At 35.1% G+C, this 20,723-nt stretch carries 15 protein-coding genes; 1 reads left to right on the top strand and 14 read right to left on the bottom strand.

Going from position 1 to position 20,723, the window contains the following annotated elements:
- Positions 1-7: 7 nt before the first annotated feature.
- From AC1B0Z_RS14115 to abc-f, 3 genes are all read right to left on the bottom strand, one after another.
- Positions 8-3,271 carry an efflux RND transporter permease subunit gene (locus AC1B0Z_RS14115; RefSeq protein WP_483792726.1) on the bottom strand — a complete coding sequence of 1,088 codons (3,264 nt, stop codon included), beginning with the start codon at positions 3,269-3,271 and terminating at the stop codon, positions 8-10.
- 3 nt (positions 3,272-3,274) lie between these two features.
- Entirely contained in the window at positions 3,275-4,417 is a 1,143-nt protein-coding gene (locus AC1B0Z_RS14110) for an efflux RND transporter periplasmic adaptor subunit (RefSeq protein ID WP_483792724.1), read from the bottom strand.
- Positions 4,418-4,536: 119 nt separating this feature from the next.
- Positions 4,537-6,444: a ribosomal protection-like ABC-F family protein gene (gene abc-f, locus AC1B0Z_RS14105; protein WP_483792722.1), complete on the bottom strand. Its 1,908-nt coding sequence runs from the start codon at positions 6,442-6,444 to the stop codon at positions 4,537-4,539.
- A 153-nt stretch (positions 6,445-6,597) separates the two neighbouring features.
- On the opposite strand from abc-f, the gene AC1B0Z_RS14100 reads away from it, so the two are divergent.
- Complete coding sequence (locus AC1B0Z_RS14100) at positions 6,598-6,996, top strand: DUF983 domain-containing protein (protein WP_483792721.1); 399 nt, start codon at positions 6,598-6,600, stop codon at positions 6,994-6,996.
- On the opposite strand, the gene AC1B0Z_RS14095 is transcribed toward AC1B0Z_RS14100, so the two are convergent.
- The 11 genes from AC1B0Z_RS14095 to AC1B0Z_RS14045 all read right to left on the bottom strand — a co-directional run bounded on the left by AC1B0Z_RS14095 (position 6,989) and on the right by AC1B0Z_RS14045 (position 20,711).
- Positions 6,989-8,029, bottom strand: coding sequence for an NAD(P)/FAD-dependent oxidoreductase (locus tag AC1B0Z_RS14095; RefSeq protein ID WP_483792720.1), 1,041 nt, complete (start codon positions 8,027-8,029; stop codon positions 6,989-6,991). The two genes, AC1B0Z_RS14100 and AC1B0Z_RS14095, sit on opposite strands and share 8 nt — an antisense overlap.
- A 96-nt stretch (positions 8,030-8,125) precedes the next feature.
- On the bottom strand, positions 8,126-9,019 hold the full coding sequence (porN, locus tag AC1B0Z_RS14090) for a type IX secretion system ring subunit PorN/GldN (protein WP_483792719.1): 894 nt from the start codon (positions 9,017-9,019) through the stop codon (positions 8,126-8,128).
- Between the two features lie 50 nt (positions 9,020-9,069).
- Positions 9,070-10,629, bottom strand: coding sequence for a type IX secretion system motor protein PorM/GldM (gene porM / locus AC1B0Z_RS14085; protein ID WP_483792717.1), 1,560 nt, complete (start codon positions 10,627-10,629; stop codon positions 9,070-9,072).
- 42 nt (positions 10,630-10,671) lie between these two features.
- On the bottom strand, positions 10,672-11,307 hold the full coding sequence (porL, locus tag AC1B0Z_RS14080) for a type IX secretion system motor protein PorL/GldL (RefSeq protein WP_483792715.1): 636 nt from the start codon (positions 11,305-11,307) through the stop codon (positions 10,672-10,674).
- Positions 11,308-11,387: 80 nt separating this feature from the next.
- The gene (gene porK, locus AC1B0Z_RS14075; protein WP_483795317.1) at positions 11,388-12,752 is read right to left on the bottom strand and encodes a T9SS ring complex lipoprotein PorK/GldK; all 1,365 of its coding nucleotides are present in this window, start codon (positions 12,750-12,752) and stop codon (positions 11,388-11,390) included.
- A 162-nt stretch (positions 12,753-12,914) separates the two neighbouring features.
- Positions 12,915-14,081 (bottom strand): formimidoylglutamase, encoded by a 1,167-nt coding sequence (locus tag AC1B0Z_RS14070; protein ID WP_483792714.1) that lies wholly within the window; start codon positions 14,079-14,081, stop codon positions 12,915-12,917.
- Between the two features lie 103 nt (positions 14,082-14,184).
- Positions 14,185-16,689: a type I DNA topoisomerase gene (gene topA / locus AC1B0Z_RS14065; RefSeq protein ID WP_483792712.1), complete on the bottom strand. Its 2,505-nt coding sequence runs from the start codon at positions 16,687-16,689 to the stop codon at positions 14,185-14,187.
- 110 nt (positions 16,690-16,799) lie between these two features.
- A complete protein-coding gene (locus AC1B0Z_RS14060) occupies positions 16,800-17,714 on the bottom strand; it encodes a lipid A-modifier LpxR family protein (protein WP_483792710.1) in 915 nt (304 codons plus the stop codon).
- Positions 17,715-17,824: 110 nt separating this feature from the next.
- The gene (locus AC1B0Z_RS14055) at positions 17,825-18,592 is read right to left on the bottom strand and encodes a hypothetical protein (protein ID WP_483792708.1); all 768 of its coding nucleotides are present in this window, start codon (positions 18,590-18,592) and stop codon (positions 17,825-17,827) included.
- 11 nt (positions 18,593-18,603) lie between these two features.
- Positions 18,604-19,377: a hypothetical protein gene (locus AC1B0Z_RS14050; protein ID WP_483792706.1), complete on the bottom strand. Its 774-nt coding sequence runs from the start codon at positions 19,375-19,377 to the stop codon at positions 18,604-18,606.
- A gap of 92 nt (positions 19,378-19,469) precedes the next feature.
- Positions 19,470-20,711 carry an LVIVD repeat-containing protein gene (locus tag AC1B0Z_RS14045; protein ID WP_483792705.1) on the bottom strand — a complete coding sequence of 414 codons (1,242 nt, stop codon included), beginning with the start codon at positions 20,709-20,711 and terminating at the stop codon, positions 19,470-19,472.
- Positions 20,712-20,723: the final 12 nt, after the last annotated feature.

Raw genomic sequence — 20,723 nt, 5'->3', positions numbered from 1 at the left:
TAAATCGTTAATTCTCTCTTTTTGTAAAACTGTTTTCAATTAAGGGTTTATTTACTCTTGCCAGTTGCTCATGATTTTGTTCCTTAACAACCCGTTCTACTTCTTCTTTGGTAACTTCCCTGTTCGTCCACAGCCATTTCCCTGTTGTTTTTACACTATTACTAAACGCCAAGAAAATGGGTAAAACTATCAAGGTTAGAACTGTAGCAAATCCTATACCGTACGCAATGGACACTGCCATTGGAATTAAGAACTGCGCTTGCCTACTTTCTTCAAAAATTAAAGGTGCTAAACCTGCAACTGTGGTAATAGAGGTTAAAAAAATAGCTCTAAACCGGGCACGTCCTGCTTCGTAAAGGGCATCATCAAAGCGCATACCCTCTCTTAGGTTATTATTGAATTTACCAATAAGTACAAGCCCGTCATTCACCATAATTCCTATTAATGCTATGATCCCTAACATGGATAAAATATTTACCGGAAAGTCATGAATCCAATGCCCCCAAGCTACTGCTGGTAAGCTAAATGGTATTAGCAATAGTAACAATAAGGGTTGACTGTAACTTCTAAACGTAAATGCGATTACAATATATATAAGCACTAAAACTACGGTACCTACAGGCGCTAAGGAGTTTAATAATTTTAAACGCTCTCTGTTTTGCCCTTCATAAGAAGGTGTAACTGTAGGATAACGCGATAATATTTCTGGCATAATATCATCCTTAATTTCTGCCATAATATCAGTAGCACTTGTTTTTTTAGGATCTTTAATATCTGCTGAAACTTGAATTTCGCGCCTTCCTTCTAAGTGATTGATAGCCACATCGCCCCTAACAATGCTGTAATTTGCTATTTCTTTTAAAGGCACTCGTTGCCCATTGGGTGTTAGAATACGCATAGTCTCTAAATTTTGAATAGAGGAGCGTTCTTCTCTATTGTAACGCACCCAAACCCTGATTTCGTCCTGTCCTCTTTGAAAACGTTGTGCTTGAGCGCCAAAAAAAGCTGCTCTTACTTGGGTCATTACGGTTCTTAAATCTAGTCCTAAGGCATAGGCACTTTCATTTAGCTTTAGTCGTATCTCTTTAATACCATCAGGGTCATTATCCGTAACATCTTTAAGTAAAATATTATTTTCAAGATTTTGTTTTAATTCACTTTTAACTGCTTTTAATTCATCAATATTATTTCCCAATAAAGATACCGAAACAGGGCTTCCTCCAAAATTACCTCCACTTCCGTAAACCAAACTTTCTACACCAAAAACAGGCCCTACATGTTGTCTAATTTTGTTGGTAACCAAACCAGACGTAATTTCATTTGGCCTTTTTTCTCCTGGCAATAAATTAATAGTAAGTGAGGCTGCGGACGAACCTGGACCCAAATTTCTAATCATATTTTCTACCAGGTGCTCTTTTGCATTTTCTCCTAAATATTCATTATGAATTTCGTTTGTAACTTCAACTGCCTTTTGTTCTATAAGCGTAATAATACTATCTGTAACTTTTTCGTTGGTACCATTGGGCATATTTAGCGTAATACTTACAGTATCACTCGCAATTTGTGGAAAAAACGCCCCTCTTATAATACCACCTTGAAAACTCGCATTGGTTAGAATAAAGAATACTATAAAAAATGAGAAAGTTAGAAACTTATGATTTAAAGCAAACCTTAGCGTTGGGCTATACATTTTATCTCGCAACCACATCATAATCTTATCTCCCAAAGTATTGATATACCTAAGTTTGGAAAACACCTTTTTAAACACCCCTGCAATACCTTCTTTAGGTTCATTATTTTGAACTCTTAAAGCTTTTGAATGTGCCAAATGCGCAGGTAATATGATGAGTGCTTCAACAAGCGATACCGCCAAAGTTAAAATTACTACAACTGATACTTCTCCAAAAAACTCCCCTATACGACCATCTAGAAACAAGAATATTGCAAATGCTAAAACCGTGGTAATTATTGCTGAAAGAATAGCAGGCAACACCTCCATTACACCATCTATAGCTGCCTGTTCAGGAAGCTTACCTTTTTCATAATGTTGGTAAATATTTTCGGCTATTACAATCCCGTCATCAACCAAAATACCTATTACGATAATCATCCCGAATAATGATAACACATTAATGGTAACATTAAAATAACCCGCAAACATAAACATGCCTAAAAAAGCAATGGGCAAACCAAAAGCTACCCAAAATGCCAAACGTGTGTTAAGAAAAAGAGATAAAAATAACAGCACCAAAATCATCCCGATAATAGCATTTTCAGTGAGTAATTCAGTACGCTGTACTAAAGTTATAGATAGGTCTCTAACTACATTAAGCTGCACATTATCATATTTTTGATTAAATTCCTCGATGTATGCTTTAGTTTTATCTGCTGAGGAAATTAAATCTTCGGTGTTTGTGCTGGTGATGGTTACATTAATTGATAAATCGCCATTGAAATAATTAGCATTTGGTGTTTCAGAAAATCTATCTCTCACAACCGCAACATCCTTTAACTTTATAATACGCCCCGAGGCATCAGCTTTAACAATTAGGTTTGATAGCTCATTTGCGTAATATGACCTTGAATTTGCCCGGATTAAATATTCCTCAGCATCTGTTTTTATTTTACCTCCAGTAGTAATCAAGCTAGATTGATTTATAGCACTGGACACATCGGCAAAAGACAAGTTGTACGCTAATAGATTTGTTTCATTAATGGCGATTTCAATCTCTTCTTCGGGGTATCCCGAAATTTGAATTTGAGAAATACCATCAATGGCACGTAAATCGTTTTCAACCTGCCTCCCTATTTGCTTTAAGGTGGCTAGCGGTATGTTATTGCCGCTTATCGCAAAGGTAATCGTTGGTCTTAATGCTTCTAGTTTTGCAACAATTAAAGGTTCCATTCCTACTGGAAAGGTGGGTACGCGGTCTACTGCATTCTTTACCTCAAGCAGCATAAAATCAATATTCTTACCCTTTTCTATTTCAACATTAATACTTCCGCTATTCTCTCTTGATGTTGATGTTACACGCTCTACGCCATTTAGTCCTTTAAGATTGTCTTCAATTTTAAGAATGATACCTTCTTCAACCTCTTGCGGAGAAGCGCCCGGATACGTTACGGTGATGCTTATATTTTTAGAATCTACTAAAGGGAAAAATGATGATTTAAGCTTAAAAGCACCAAATAGTCCGAAAACAAGAAATGCTATTATAACAACATTTACAGCTACACTATGTTTAATAAAATAGGCAATAAGTTTTCTCATAACCTACTGTGGTGTTTTAGTTTTGGAAGGTTTGTTTTGTTTTCCATAAGGCTTCACCAGCATACCTGCATAAGCGCCAGGTATAGGTTTCTCCAATATTACTGTTCCGTCAGGAATGCCCTTTAGCACCACTTGTGTGTCTGAAAAAAATACTGGCTCAACTTCTAAAAGATCCAAAACACTATCTCGAAGAATAAAAACCTCTTTGTTATCTGTGATTAAACTTCTATTGATTTGAATAGCATTTTGTTCTTTTTTGGCATTTAAATTAGCCTCTAAATACATGCCTTCTTTCAGTTGATTGTTTTTTACTTCTATAAAGGCCGTAATGGTTTGTGTTGTTGCGTCAATACTCCCATTTACTCGAGATACCGTACCATCGTATGTTTTTGCACCCTCAATATCATTTAACAGGACCGTTTCTCCAACTTTTAAGAAACTGGCATATTTTTTTCCCAAAGCCACTTCCATTTCATAAACCGAAGTATCTATAAACTCACCTAGTTTCTGTCCATTTCTTATTAGTGACCCTTCAGTTACTAAAGCTTGAGTGAGTATCCCTGAAAACGGAGCCTTAATTGTGTATTTTAACAAACGCTGTTCTTGATTTTTTACGTTGTAATAACTTGATACAATGCCTCTTCCTGTGATAAAATAATTTTCTTTGTCTGATGTCATTTCAGGTAATTTAGGAGTAGTTTTCTCAAGGTCAAAACGCCGAAGATAGTTTTGCCACTTTGGAAATATTTCAGGAAAATCCAATCTTAAATCTGGCATTATTGCAGCTATTGTATTGTAAAGGTTACTTTTTGAAGCTTGCACTGTAGCATAGAATTCTGAAGCATCTATTCTGATTAAGGTTTCTCCTTTACCGTATTTTTGCCCTGCTTTAAATAACTTTCTATTGCCTTTAAAAACACCTTGAACTTCTGAGAATAGCTCAACCCTGCGTTTTGCTACTAAATTCCCGTTCGCTGGAATTACAATTTGAACTTCACCGTTTTTTACAGTATCCGTAAAAACAGTTTTTACAACTTTTTCAGGTGCAGGTCTTCTCTTCTTTTTACTATTGGCTATTTTATTACCAATAAATAAAGCACCAATAATGAGGACAACCCCTATTAAGGAAAGGATAATATTACGCATAAGTAATGATGGTTAGAGAAATTTTGAATTACATTGAGCTAGTAATAAAGAATTTCTTAGCAAAAGTATTTAAACACAAACTGTTTGCAGTTAAAAAAAACTTAAAAGAGTGTATCGTATTAGGATAACGCTTCCAATTCGTATTGAATAGCTTCCCAATCTTCCATGAGCTGTTTTAGCTTTTGTTTTTTTGCTTGATACTTGTTAAAAAAGCCTGTATCAGCCACTGCAGCGTCATAATTGATTTCTAACTCAACATCATCTGCCTTAATATCTTTTTCTAGTTCAGAAATCTTAGACTCAACATTACTTAATTTATTGTTTAAAGACTTTAACTTTTTTTGTTCTTGATAAGAATGGTTTTTTTTCTCTTTAGGAATATTCTTTATAGTAGTTCTTTTTTCTACCTCCCTTAAATTTGCTACTTGTCGCTCTTCAAGATAATAATCAATATCACCAAGGTATTCTTTTATCTTACGATCCTTAAATTCATACACAATATTGGTTAATCCTTGAAGAAAATCCCTATCGTGGGATACCAAGATCAAGGTACCTTCAAATCGTTTTAATGCTTCTTTCAGTACGTTTTTAGATTTAATATCTAAGTGGTTGGTGGGCTCATCCATGATAAGCACATTAAAAGGCTGAAGCATTAATTTTGCCAGTGCCAAACGGTTGCGCTCACCACCTGATAATACTTTTACGTATTTTTCAACCTCATCCCCTCTAAACAAAAACGACCCTAAAATATCCCGAACCTTGCTCCTGTTGCTCTCATTGGCAGCATCAATCATGGTGTCTAAAACTGTTTTATTGCCATCTAGATACTCCGCTTGGTTTTGGGCAAAATACCCTATTTGCACATTATGCCCAAGTTTTAAATTACCATCGTATTTAATTTCTCCAACTACAATTTTAGCAAGTGTAGATTTTCCTTGTCCGTTTTGCCCAACAAAAGCCGTTTTGCTATCGCGTTCAATAAGCAAATCAATATTTTTTAAAACATGGTTATCCCCATAATTTTTTGAAATAGCTGAAGCTTCAACCACCACCTTTCCAGGTGTTACAGATACAGGAAAATTTAACGTCATTACGCTGTTATCATCCTCATCAACTTCAATGCGTTCAATTTTATCCAATTTCTTTATTAGAGACTGTGCCATAGTAGCTTTTGAAGCTTTTGCCCTGAACTTTTCAATTAACTTTTCAGTATGCTCAATCTGTTTTTGTTGATTCTTCTGCGATGCCAATTGCTGTTCCCGAATCTCTTCCCTCAACACTAAATATTTTGAGTAAGGCTTTGGGTAATCATAAATGCGCCCAAGAGAAATTTCTATAGTTCTGTTGGTTACATTGTCTAAAAACATTTTATCGTGAGATACAATTACCACAGCACCTGGACAATTCTTCAAAAAACTTTCTAACCAAATTATAGATTCAATATCTAAATGGTTAGTGGGCTCATCCAGAAGCAAAATATCATTATTTTGAAGCAGTAACTTAGCCAGTTCAATTCGCATACGCCAGCCACCAGAAAACGTATCAGTAAGGCTGTTAAAATCCTCTCTTTTAAAACCCAATCCTTGTAGAATTTTCTCGGTATTACCTTGATAATTATAGCCCCCTATAATTTCATATTGATGTTGCAAGTCATTGATATCAATCATCAATTGGTTATAGCTTTCACTTTCATAATCCGTGCGTTCCGCCAATTGCGTATTTATGGCTTCCATTTTAGCCTCTATTTCCTTAATCTCGGTAAAGGCTTGATATGCTTCTTCTAAAACCGTTCTTCCAAATACAAAATCGATATCCTGTTTTAAAAAGCCAATTTTTAATGCTTTGTCTGCTGCAATTTGTCCTGAATCTGGTTCCAGCTCATTTGATAAAATTTTGAGCATTGTAGATTTACCTGCGCCATTTTTACCAATTAGTCCAACACGGTCTCCATTACCTAGCTTAAATGTAATGTCCTCAAAGAGATATTCTCCTTGAAATGAAATAGATAAGTTATGAATATTAAGCATAGAAATGTGACTTAAGTTACAGTCAATTTAAACTTTAAAAATTACCTTTGCAAGAGATTCCCTCATTTGCGAGAATGACAACTTTCAAATGTAATTTCGACTTAAAGTAGAAAATAATTCTGCAATTACGCGAGCAAAAATACATTAAAATAAATGTTTAAAAAAGGAACCAAGATTTATAGTATTTTAAAAGGTTATTGTCCTAAATGCCATCAGGAATCCATGTACAGTAATAAAAATGCTTATGCCTTATCTGAAACGCTCAAAGTAAACGAACGTTGCTCTCATTGCAATACAAAATACCGTATAGAACCTTCTTTTTTTTACGGTGCAATGTATGTAAGCTACGCCGTTGGTATTGCTTTTGGGGTAGCAGCTTTTGTAATTAGCAATTTGATATTAGGTGCAAATTTAAAAATAACGTTTATGGCCATAGTTGGTACACTTGTGGTGTTTATGCCTATTATTATGCGATTATCGAGAAATATATGGATAAATATGTTTATGAGTTATGACGAAACTCTGGTAAAAGAAAAGGAAAAAACTAATTAAGTCTAGACAAACTAATTTCCCTCTCCAAAGGTTTGTCTTCCTCAATAAATTCAAAGAGTTGTTTTGCAACATAAGGACCAATCATGACACCTCTGGTTCCCAATCCATTTAATAGATACATATTATCGTGAGTATTGTGCCTCCCTACTAAAGGTCGCCTATCTCTTACTGTAGGCCTTATTCCAGCAACTTGATTTACAATTTCAAACGGACAAGATATCATACTTTTAAGGCCTTCTAAAAGTTTCGTTTTTGCCTTATTCGTTGTGTTATGGGTTAAATCATATAATTCATAAGTCGCCCCAACAATATATAAATCGTTTCCTATTGGAATTAAAAACACAGGGCCTTTTAGAACAAAATCAATTTTTAATTCTGGCGCATAAATGGTTAATAGCTCTCCTTTTGTTGGACTTAACGGTAGATTTTTAAAAAACGGGTTTTTCGTCACTCCAAAGCCTTCTGAAAAGACAATCTGTTTCGCTCTGACATCTTTATATATTATAGATTGTTTTTCATTATTTAAAGCATAATAGTCAAATGATTCTTGTATTAAAGCGTTATGATAGCCCAAAAACGTTTTATATGATTTAATAAGCTTATTTACATCAATGCGGCCTGTGTGCAATACCTCGCCAAAGCCATAACTTGCATTAATGGCCGAATTTATATTTTGGATAATCTCGTTTGAAAGATATTTGTTCAACTTTGGTTTATCCGCAGCTATAAACCAATTATTTTGTTCCTCAACCGAAGCAAACTTTCTATAAACGGAAATTTTATAATCTAATGTTACTTTTAAAAGTTGTTCTAAATTACTGTAATGCGCTAAGGCTAGTTTCAGTTGGGCATCACTTTTCCAAACCGATGTAAAACGTTTTAAAACTACAGGATTATATAATCCTCCTGCTACAACTGATGATTTTTGAGAACTATCATCAAACACTACAAAGGTTTTATTGTGGTTTCGCAATTGCTCGCAAAAACTAATACCTGCCAAACCTAAACCAACAATTATATAATCTACTTGCATGTTGCGAAGATAAAGAAATGGATTCTTGCCTTCGCAGGAATGACAAAAAAACGCCCACTGTAAAAGCGGGCGTTTCATTATTATGTTGAATTCAAATTAGTATGTCCACATATCTAATTCAAAATCTCTAATTTTTGTTTTGATACGTTCAGATTCTAAAAGTTGCATCAGGGCATTATCTGAAATATACTCGTTTACCTGTCTATCACCTTGAACATTTTCCTCTTTGTAAATATACCCTTGGAAACGTCTAGAATTTAGCAAGTGGTCGAACGAATGTGGTATAGCACTATTAGCATTATTAAACGCCTTAGCTTCATGCAGCACTTCTCTTGCATCAGGAAAAAACACCCAAAATAATGGCACTAAATCTGGATTTTCATCTTCAATAGTATAAATGTCTGGAGCAACTGGTGCAATACCTAATAAACGATACTTCATTTCAGAATGGCGCTTATCAAAATACCATAATCCCTTTACACGATATTCAACAATTTCTGCGGCTGTAATTTCACGTCTGTCTATATATTCATCAGACAATTTTTCACCGGCATTTAGCTGTTCAATTCCCAACTCAGTGGTATCAACTCTAACTAATGCTCCTTCAATATCTTTTAACGTACGTTTTGTTGTAAAATATGAATCATCATAAATGTTTTTAATTTTCCCATCCTTAATGCTTTTCATTAAAACATCATATAACGAACGTCTGTTGCTCCCTATATTATTAGTATCAATAGGATAATACAATGGGAAGTTTGCACGTTCGTCGAGGTTTATGCGTTCCCAAACCATTTTAGAATACAGTATATCCCTATCATCAACATAACCATACTCTAAAGGCTCATCGTTATCAATGGCTTTTTGTTCGGCTGTTCTTACCCCAATTTCTTCGGGGCTTTTTGCATTAAGTATATTCGCCTGCGCAAATACACTTGACACTGTAAAAACAGTAACAACAGATGTTAATAAAACACTTTTCAAATTCATCTTATTCCTTATTTATGTTATTAGGCTAACGTAATTGCTAGCCTAATATTTTAATTTGTAAGCTCTATAAATACCGGTGATACTTTTTTAAGAATCACACTTACACCGCTAGCCTTTGCTTCAACATCAAATATTTGAATCCCTGACCCGCGTTTAGCTTTACGTAAAGCACCTTTGGCTCTACTATCCAATTTATTTCCTTTTACTGTAATTGTCGGTTGTCCAGGAACTTTAAATTTAAATCCTGTAACTCGCAAAGGCAACTCAAAATCAAAGTCTTCAAACATAGCTCCTACAGTAGATTTTTCTAAACTTTGACGTTGCATTTTAGCAGAAGTCTGGCCTCTTATAGTACCAGTTGGTCTAGGTAAATCCTTTATTCTGAATTTCGCATTGTCACTAACTTTTCCTCCATCAGGCAGCGTTCCTGTAACATTTATAGTAACTTCTCTACCTTTTATTGTAGTAGCATCCATAACATATTTACTACCTCCTGCTCTAGACAATCCTTGAGCACTAGCAGTAACTTTATTATCAGGAATACCAGCAAAAGAAATAGTCATTGGGTTTTTAACCCCTCTGTATACTACATTCATTTTATCTGCTGAAATAGTCGCTGCGTTTGGTTTTGCAACCGTAGCAAAGGATGAACTTACTGGCACTTCAATTTCCTCACCACCTTCTCCGAAGATAAGCTTACCTTCAATTTTGTGTTCGCCTACACCACCAGTTCCTACTTTCAATTTTACCTTACCGTCTTCAATAGAGTACTGATTTTCATTAAGTTTTCTACCGTCTAAGGTTAACTCTACCCTTTTAGGCTTAGTTGTAGCGTCTTTACGTCCTAATACAATCTGTCCATCAAACTGCTCACCATTGAAATAGGCCGATTTTGATGTTTCCATTAATGTTGTATAGTTGGTCATAGAAACTTGGCTAGATAGCTCGCCCTGTAACATTTTAGATAAAATCTCGGATTCAGTAGTTTTAATATCAGCCTGAAGTTGTGTCATTTTAGTTAAAGAAGCTACTAATGGAAACCCTTTATAATGGTAGTCTAACCAATCTTGCTTAACACCATCTCTATTCTTTACTTGATCAGTATTAAACTTTTTGTTAACATCTTTTATAACAGACTCCATCCCTTTTTCACCAGCTAAAACTTTGGCTACTCCTTCTCTAAAATCTTTCATGTGTCTTAAGAACTCCTGACCTTCTTCCTTAATCTTGTCTCCTTTAAAGAAGTTTTGATCTAAATAGTCTCCCTTATCCATTATTTCATAATCTGTAGGATCTTCTATTTTAGCGGTCATTTTACCCTTTAATTCAGTTAAATATCCATTAAAATCGTGAGCCAGTTTATCAATCTGATCAGCTTTTAACTTTAAAGGCTTATATTTTTCAGGTTGGTCTGCTGCTTTTTGCTCTAAATTTGCAACAAAGTTGTTGTTTCTTGCTTCTGCAGCCTCATTAGACTCCGTAAGCTTCTCGTTCATTAATCCGAACGCTGATAACACTTCTTTTGACATATTTAACGCGAGCATCGCGATGAATATTAAATACATCAAGTTTATCATTTTCTGTCTTGGTGATAAATTTCCTCCTGCCATGTGTAATTAGGTTTTTGGTTATTAAATTTGGGTAACCCCTAATTATTTGTTCATTGCAGATAACATTCCACCATATACGCCATTAAGCGATGATAAATTTGAAGCCAAGGACTCCATTTGTTCTTTTAACTTCGCAGCATTTTCTACAGACTCTTCATTAATAGAAGCTTGCTTGTTGATGCTTTCTAATTGTACTTTATACAAACTATTTAACGACTCCATTTGAGCTGCTGCCAATGATAGTTCTTCACCATATTTTTGAGTAGCTTGAATAGAATCTACTGTTGGTGAAATACCTTTAGCCGCACCTTCAAAGTTTTTAATACTTTCGCCTAAGCTTGCCATTAATTCTCCGTCAATTTTAGCTTCTTTAAGTAATTCGTCTAATTTCTGAGATAATACACCTTTAGGATTTTGTTGTGCTTCTTTAGCAGATGCTTGTCCTCCCGCTAATTCTGGATATACTAAAGACCAATCTAAATCTTCATCAACTGGTTCGAACGCTGATAATGCGAATATAATTGCTTCTGTTACAAGACCAATAGTTAACATCACGTTACCTGTTAATGGTCCTATTTCGAAATGAATAATTTTAAACAATGCTCCAACGATTACAATTGCTGCCCCTAGTCCGTAGGCCATATTCATAAATTTCTTACTTGCTTTTGACTTTGCCATAATTTTGGTTTTTAATTTTAAGTAGACAACTACTTAAGTAGGTTAAATTAATAGTTATTATTGATTTTGATTAATACGATTTATTTCCCGTTCTTAGTTACGTTTGTCCCCATGTAATCTTGAACGGTTCTGAAACCTATATAACTTCTTGCAGAATCTGCATATTCGTAATCTCTTGAACTCACCTGTAAAAAGTAAGCTACATCTTTCCAAGAACCACCGCGGATAACCTTGCGCGTGTTATCTGGATCGTTAACACTTGGATTTATTGTTGATGAATACTCGTAAGACGCAGGGTCGTACGATGCATTTACCCATTCTGAAACATTACCAGCCATATTATACAAATTATAATCGTTTGGCTCATAAGATTTTGCTTCTACAGTATATAGCGCTTGGTCTGCTGCATAATCTCCACGTACAGGTTTAAAGTTTGCCATAAAACAACCTCTATCACTTTTAGTGTAAGGACCACCCCACGGATAGGTTGCGGCTTGTAAACCACCTCTTGCAGCATATTCCCATTCTGCTTCTGATGGTAATCTGAATCTGTTTACCAAAGCTGCTCCTTTCCTGCTTTTTTGGTACGAGTTCTTATTAATAGTTCTCCACTCACAAAATGCTTTCGCTTGCTTCCAAGTTACACCAACTACGGGATATTCGCCATAGGCTTCATGCCAGAAATAGTCGTTGTGCATTGGCTCGTTATAGGAATATTGAAAATCTCTAATCCATACTGTGGTATCAGGATAAATTTCTACTTCTTCCTTTTTAATCACTTTGCTACGCTTTACACCTCTATTTCTCGCTGCTTCTTGTATGTCCATATAACTATACTGAAACTTAAATTTCTTTACGTCCCAAGTACGTTGACCATTGTAAGACTCTTCTAAAGGCAGGTACATCGTATCCATAACCTCAGCGTAGTACTCGTCTAAATATTCAGAAGTGTCAAAAATTAAATCTACGTCCTTATTGATTTTGCGTCCTTCATAGCCTGTTGGCCCTAATCCGGTATAGTTTTCATACATATACTTTTCATAAACGGACATGTTTTCGGGATCGGCATCACTAAAAGCAAATTCTCCTATCGTTCCTTCATCCGCTTGCGTTAACCCTACATCATCGGCAAGAATAGCCAATTTCATTCTAAGAACAGAATCTCTTACCCAATGTACAAACTGACGGTACTCGCTATTTGTAATCTCGGTAGCATCCATATAAAAGGCCCTAACCGTTACCGTTTTACCAGGAGCATCGTTTACCCCAGCAAGATCGTCATCGGCTTTTCCCATTATAAATGCACCTCCAGGAACAAGCTCCATCCCGTAAGGTTTCTCAGGGTGCCATTTTTTCCCTTTAACTCCTACCAGCTCTCCTCTATCCTTAGAGCCACAACTAGCCAGTAAAGTCAATACTGCGGTTAATAAAATAAACTTCTTCATATTCATAGAAAACTCGAGGTTAATTAGTATAGCTTAATTTTGAGAGCGTAAACATATTTATATATTTCCGAAAAAACAACTTTTTATCTAAAAAAATAACATTTCATCGTGAAAATTTGGCATTTCACCGATGAAATTGACCTTTTGACCATGCTTTGTCTATTACACAGAATTCTTCTGAAACGCTTTAAACCAGCGGTTTGGCACTTTATCATTGCAAGCATCTAGATAATCTTGATGCGTGCATGGTAATAACGTATGTCTTTTCAATTTATTATTTACTTCGACTAAAAAAGGAATCTCAACCCACCATCGTCCTGTTTTTGTACTCTTGTAAAAGATCAACTCGTGAGATTCTACCATAGTATGGAATTTTTGGTAGCTTCTTTCATCGGTAAAATCATCATCCTTTACTCTGCAATTAACACCCTCGATAAAATACCAAATAATTTGTGCTATGAGCATGGATGAAATCTCATCATCATCTGATGGTTTGTATTCATATATACCAAAAGAACTTACCTTATTACTTATCCCTGCATATCTAGAAATGGCACAAATAGCTGCACCATCCAATCCGTTTGGAGAAAATTTTTGTTTAATACTTACTTCTGCCCCTTTTACAGAATTTAAATCTACACTCACTATGTTGGCATCTCTTAATACCGGTTCTACAATAGTTATATCCTTATTAACCTCACCCAATCGGTACGATTCAAAATATAGGCGCTCCATTAAATCTATTTCCTCCTGCGAATTGAAATACGTCTGGTAACCAATATTTGCATAGTTGAAAAGATTGTAAGGTTCATCCAATATTATTTTCCCAACATAGCTGTTGTTCTTTATCGGTTTTGCAGAATCTCCCAAATCGAACTTACAGTCCACATTTACCAAATTCACCATTGGCATCAATGCATCATATGCACGATAGTTGGCGTAGGTTAAATCTTGACTGCCTCCCAATAAAACTGGGATTATATTTTTTTTAATAAGAATTTCAATAGTTTCCTTTAAAGCGAAGTAAGTATCCTCCACACTCTCGCCAGCGTTTATATCCCCAAGATCTGCTATTACAGTATTCCAGCTTCCTGGGAAAAGGGCATAAAGTGATTTTCTAATGTCATCTAGCTGAAACGATTCACCAATGTAATTGATATCATTTCTATTCTCAATTATCCCCAAAAGCGCAATTTGAACACCATCTAATTCTGGAATTCCATTCCGGTCGGAGTGTATATGAAGTTTTCTTCCCAGTGCTTGCATCGACAATAGTTCGTTATGAGCTAAAACATTGTCTGATACTGGGGAAAGAAAATTAAAATTCATTTAAGTAATATAATTTGATTAACTAATGTTTTTATCCAAAACAACAGCTCTTTTACAAATATCGCGTATCACAGTATTGCAAAACATACCCATTGTTAAGTATTTATTTTTTTTTGGCTGTTGTTTTCCTTTTAGTGGTGCGCTTTCTAGCGGTTTTTTTCTTTGGTGCCTTGGTTTCAATATGAGCCTTTGCCTCTTCCAAAGTCATATCCGTTACATCAACCGTTTTTGGTAGCTCAACTTTTGTTTTTCCTTTTATCACGTTGTGTTTTCCCCACCTTGCCTTTTCCACACGAATGCCCTCGTCTTCCCAGTGGTGGATTAATTTATCCTTTTCTTTCTGAATTTTATCTTCAATCAATTCAACTATATCTGTATCTGACAAATTATCCCAATCATACTTCTTGTTTACGTTGATGAACATGTTGTTCCATTTGATAAATGGCCCAAAGCGCCCTTTACCTTTTTGTACAGGTAAGTCCTGATACATATATACAGGGGCATCGGCCTTTTGCTTTTCCTTTATCAAAACAATGGCATCTTCCAGTTCAACACTTAGAGGGTCTTGACCTTTTGGTAACGATACAAAAGACTTACCAAATTTTACGTAAGGACCATAACGACCATTATTAACAGCTACCTCTTCACCTTCATAAGTACCCAAAGTTTTTGGCAGTTGAAATAAATCCATAGCCTCTTCAAAAGTTATGGTGTTTAATTGTTGATCTGGACTTAAACTTGCAAACGATGGTTTTTCTTCGTCATCCACGGTTCCTATTTGTACCATAGGTCCAAACTTCCCTAAACGCACACTTACCTGTCTTCCTGTATTTGGGTCAGTTCCCAAAACACGCTCGCCAGATTCTCTATCGGCATTTTCTTTCACGTCCTCAACAACTGGATGGAATTTTTTATAGAAGGATTGCATCATTTCTGTCCAATCTTCTTTCCCTTCTGCTATTTCATCAAAATCTTCTTCAACTTTTGCTGTAAAATTATAATCTAAAATAGCTTCAAAATGATTTACCAGAAAATCAGTAACAATCATTCCGATATCTGTGGGTACCAACTTTCCTTTATCTGAACCAACTTTTTCAGTTAGTGTCTTATCTGAAACTTTTCCGTTTTGAAGTTTTAGCTGTGTGTACTCTCGTTCTTCGCCTTCAACAGTACCTTTTTCAACATAATTTCTATTCTGAATTGTTGAAATAGTTGGGGCATAAGTAGAAGGACGACCAATACCTAACTCCTCTAGTTTTTTAACCAAAGAGGCTTCGGTGTATCTTGCTGGTGGTCTTGTATAACGCTCCGTAGCTGAAATAAAACTGTTCAACAATATTTCATTAACTTTAAGCGCTGGCAACATGCCTTCTTGTTCTACATTTTCATCATCAGTACCTTCAAGATAAACCTTTAAGAAACCGTCAAATTTTATTACCTCCCCATTTGCAGTAAAGGTTTCGTTGTGTGTAGAAGCTTCAATTTTTACATTGGTGCGCTCTAACTGTGCATCACTCATTTGAGACGCAATGGCACGTTTCCAGATTAAATCGTATAAACGCGCCTGATCCCTATCAATATTTACGGAATGCCTTGAAAAATCGGTAGGACGAATAGCCTCATGAGCTTCCTGTGCTCCTTTAGATTTTCCTTTATAATTTCTTGGATTGCTATACTTGTTACCAAAAGCGTTTTCAATTTCGGCCTGCGCACCTTGTCTTGCTTCATCAGAAAGATTTACACTATCTGTTCTCATGTAAGTGATCAAACCTGCTTCATATAGGCGTTGCGCCATAGTCATGGTTTTACTTACCGAAAAATAGAGCTTCCTGGACGCCTCCTGTTGTAAAGTAGATGTTGTGAACGGTGCTGCGGGTGACTTTTTTGCTGGTTTTTTCTGAAGATCTGCAACTTTAAAGTCGGCAGACACGTTTTTTTCCAAAAATTGAAACGCCTTTTCCTTGGTTTTAAAGTTCTTAGGAAGTTTTGCTTTAAATGTTTGTCCGTCTTCATTAGAGAATTCTGCATCAATTCTGAATGAAGCTTCAGGTGTAAATGCTTGAATTTCTCTTTCTTTTTCAACAATCAATCTTACAGAAACGGATTGTACACGACCAGCAGACAGCCCACCTTTTACTTTTCGCCACAATACTGGAGACAATTCGTAACCAACAATTCTGTCTAAAACGCGACGCGCCTGTTGTGCATCAACTAAATCATAATCAATTCCCCTAGGGTTTTCAATGGCCTTCTTAATCGCAGCTTTAGTAATCTCATGGAATACAATACGCTTTGTTTTGGCTTTATCTAAATTTAAGGTTTCAGCTAAATGCCATGCAATGGCCTCACCCTCGCGATCCTCATCACTTGCTAGCCAAACCATTTCAGCTTTTTTAGCTAGTGCTTTAAGTTTTTTTACAACATCTTTTTTATCTTTTGAAACTTGATATTTTGGTTTAAAGTCGCCCTCTACATCAACACCTAACTCCTTCGAAGGAAGGTCGGCAATGTGCCCAAAACTAGATTCTACCTTAAAATCTTTACCTAAAAATTTTTCTATAGTTTTTGCCTTGGCTGGTGACTCAACTATTACTAAATTCTTCGCCATACGTCATTTTTTGAAGCTACAAATGTATATGAAAAAAAGTTTATCTGCCTAATTAATCGTTAATTTACCTAATGTTAACATAAGAAATAAAGTATCTTTCTGAGGATTTTCTAAAATAAAAAACCAAAAGTGAACGCTCCAAAAACATGATATTTGGAAAGTGGCGTTTCCCTTGAATTATAGTTGAACTCAAGTTTAAAAATGTTATGTTGACTTTTTAAAACACCACCTATTTGAGCGTATAAAATATGAGGTTCAGCAATTGAAGTAAATATATCTTTGTTATTAAAAGGACTGCCTTGGATTAAAGTATTCAACCATAAATACCTATACCCCAAAGCTAAAAAACCAAAATATTCTTTTTCTGATTCTATATTGAAGGCATTCAATCTGTATGAATCTTGAAGTTTGTTGAACTTACCAAAAAATAGCACCACTTCGTTTTCTATAAAAGTGTCTTTACTACCAAAACTTGCAGACGTATGATTTTGAAAACTACTCCAAGAATTAAGTTCAATATTAAATACCTGTTTTGCCTTAAGATTAACAAGCCATTTATCTGAGATTTCATCCTGCCATGTGGGCTGCATGATATTTAGTGCATTATGAAACGCCTTTTGTAACTTTCCTGCAAAGGAAGCTTTTCCCGTAACCCCAGTTTCTAAAGCAATAAATAAAGCAGAATTTGAAGTTATCTTAACTATTTCAGCATTTGCAAATAACCAACCCGCATACGGGCGGTCAAAATCGTTTGTATTAAAAGACCATAAATTACTAGGGGTGTAGGTTTCTTGACCTAATTGCAAGTTTAGCTGCAACCGTTGATTATCCTGTGCTTTAAAAACAAAATCTTCATTCAGGTTTTTTCTGTATGTAATATGAATGCCGTTGGTGTAATACTTATCCTGAAAAACGAATTTATCATTACTCAATTTTACTTCCAAAAGGCTATTTTGGGCTTTCAGATACTGAAAACAAAATAGTAGAATGATGAATTTAGTAATGTATAAAATCTTTACTTTCAAGAGAATATCTTTTAATTGTATAGTCGCGTTTTAACAATAATGCTATCTGGTTAGGCCATAAAAAAAAGACCAAACCCAAAGTTTGGCCTTTAAAATATGATATTCTTTATTTAAAGTTCCCCTGTACCTATTTGTTCTATTTCGCTTTTTTCTTCGAAACCAATGGATTCCTTATAAATCATATATAAAGGAATGTATGAGAACGCAGATGTAGCAAGTATTCCAATAAAGCACATTAGCATACCAACAGCACCAGCCAAGAATCCAGCAACAAGCATTAACCCAAAGGTTATTAACCATTTTTTATTACCCAATTTAAATCCCGCTTTAACTATTTCTGAAACAGATAAATCTGGATTAAATGCGTAAATTACATTAATAATTGAAATTGGAACAACGGCATATATCACTGGTAAAAAACACAAAAGGTAGGCTACGATAGTTATTAAAAATGTAGCAGCTCCTACTTGTACCGTTTTTCCTAAATAAGGTTTTTTGAAAAAATAAAGATAGTCGTCGCTTATGGCTTCATTAAATTCTTTTTGCTTACATATCCTAAAAAAAGCCGCTTTGAATCCTACTCCAATTATCATTGCAAAGAATGAAAAAACTAACATTAATCCATAAAAAGGCAACATAATTGCCCAATTTGGTTCACCTCCATTATTTAACGCTTCAGGATCCATAATACCCATGCCTAAAAGCGGGACGTACATTAATAAGTAAAAAGGTAACATAAACAACATACTCAAAAGTAAAATCACTAAACCTTGCACCCAAACTTTTTTAAATAGCTCAATAGAATCGCTAAAAATAGTTCCAAAGTCTAAATCCTTGGCTCTCTCTATTTTTTCTAGTAATGTCTCAATGGTATTCATCTTTATTTTATTTAATATGAGTCTTCATTTGTATTAGCACCTATAAAATCAATTTCGCTACCGTCATCAAAACCAATCACATCTTTATAAATCAAAAAAACTGGCAAATAGGCTATACTAATTGTAAGCACTACACCTATGACACAAGCTATTGCTCCTAGCATCCCTAAAATCGCACAAATAAGCATGGTTCCAAAACTAACTAACCATTTCTTATTACCAATTGCAAAGCTTAATTTAACGATTTCTGTTTCGCTCAAATCAGGATTATTTGCAAAAATCATGGAAAAGTAAGCCAATGGCACAAATACATATACATAAGGAATTACTAGTAAAGCCTGAGCTATAGCGGTGATGATAGCATGAATAATACCTAACATTAGTGCTTTGGAAAAATATTCTTTCTTGAAAAAGTAGAAATAATCATCATTTTGGTTTTCTCCTTGTACTTCCTGTTTGCACATTCTATAAAATCCAGCTAACATTACAATCATTAATGTACTGCCCAAAATAGATTGTGGCAGGCTATACAATGCATTTTGCGAATAAAACTTTGTGAGGCTATCTAAAGTTATACCATCCATCAATATTCCAGGATCAACAGCTAAACCAATAGATTGAAATATATAGTTTAAGCATACTCCTGCTATTGCAACAATAAGTATCACTAAAAATCCTTTTACCCAAACTTTTTTAAACAATTCGATGGCGTCATTTAAAATATCTCCAAAACTCAGGTCGGGTGCATTTCTTATTCTATCTCTTAGAACGTCGTATGAATTCATGCAATTAATTGGTTGATTTACGATATATCGATACAATTATACATAAAAAAATCTGCCCGAAGGCAGATTTTTCCAACAACATTAGTTTGAGTTTAGTTTAGCGGATACGCACTAATAAGTGCAACGTTGTTGATCATATATTCGTATTGATACAATGTATTCTCGCCTATCATTATCAAGCTATTTTCTAAAGGAATTACATCTTTAGCCCGTTCTTCTTTTAGTGCTTTAACCAAATCTAATTCCACTGGCGTATTTCGTTTAAATAATTTTAGACCAGCTGTTCCGTCACAAACATAAAGTATATCATCTTTTACTCCAAGTCCATACGGATTTTCTAACGTATAACGTTTTGCTAAGGTAGGGTTGGATTTATCTGAAATATCAATAACTTCAAGAACGCTTTCTTCTTGCCCACACATATTGCCTCCTCTAAGCGTTACATACGCATAATCGCCATCTACCACAACTGGGTCACACCCTTCCCAATGTGTAAATTCCGAAACATACTCTGGAGATGAAGGTGTTCTTAAATCGTAAATATACATACCATTTGTGCTACCTAAATATAAGTAGCCGTCTGCAGAAAACATGGTTTCAATATTCCACCCTGCGTTCTGGATAGTCTCCAATACTGGGTCTGATAAATTCTGAATATTAAAAATTGACATACTATATTGACCGACGGTATATAGATAATTATTAACTATTTGAAATCTTGCTAGAGAACCACCAACACCCCCATTGGATGGCGCAGCTGCATCATTTACAAAAGCCTCAGCAGTACCCCAAATTCTCGAATCTTCATTTACCTTTTCTCTTAATTCTCTCTTTACACTCCAACCCACAATAATATCGGTTTCATAATTAAATGTTCCAAAATCAGTATATTCCGCCTCTAATGGAATTTGATAGTTATATATTTCAAATACATCTTCCAAACGTTCTACTTGTTTAACGTTATTAATATCAGAAATATCAAACACCACCAAATCCGTTGCACTATCGGCATATAAATAATTATTCTTCACAGAAATATCTTCATTTCCAGGAATTTCAATGTAGCTTAGCGGTTGCGGAGATGCTGGATTGGTATTGTCAATAATATGTACACCTTTGTTTACATCTCCCACAAAAATATAGTTGTTATAGATGTATATTTTACCTGGTTGTGCAATAGGTTGTGTACCTTTAACTTCAACAGATTTGCGAAAATCAGACTTACTCATAATTTCTGGTGTCGCCACGATTACAAGCTCTGAGTTGCTACCATCGTCACAGGAAAAAAATGTAACGCATAGCAGAAGGCTTAAAATGATTGATGCTGGTTTCATAGTTATAGTTTG

It is taken from the genome of Hyunsoonleella sp. J2K-J805, from assembly GCF_057167125.1.
The sequence above is the reverse complement of the archived record's forward strand: the minus strand, read 5'-3'. Positions and strand labels throughout refer to the sequence as shown.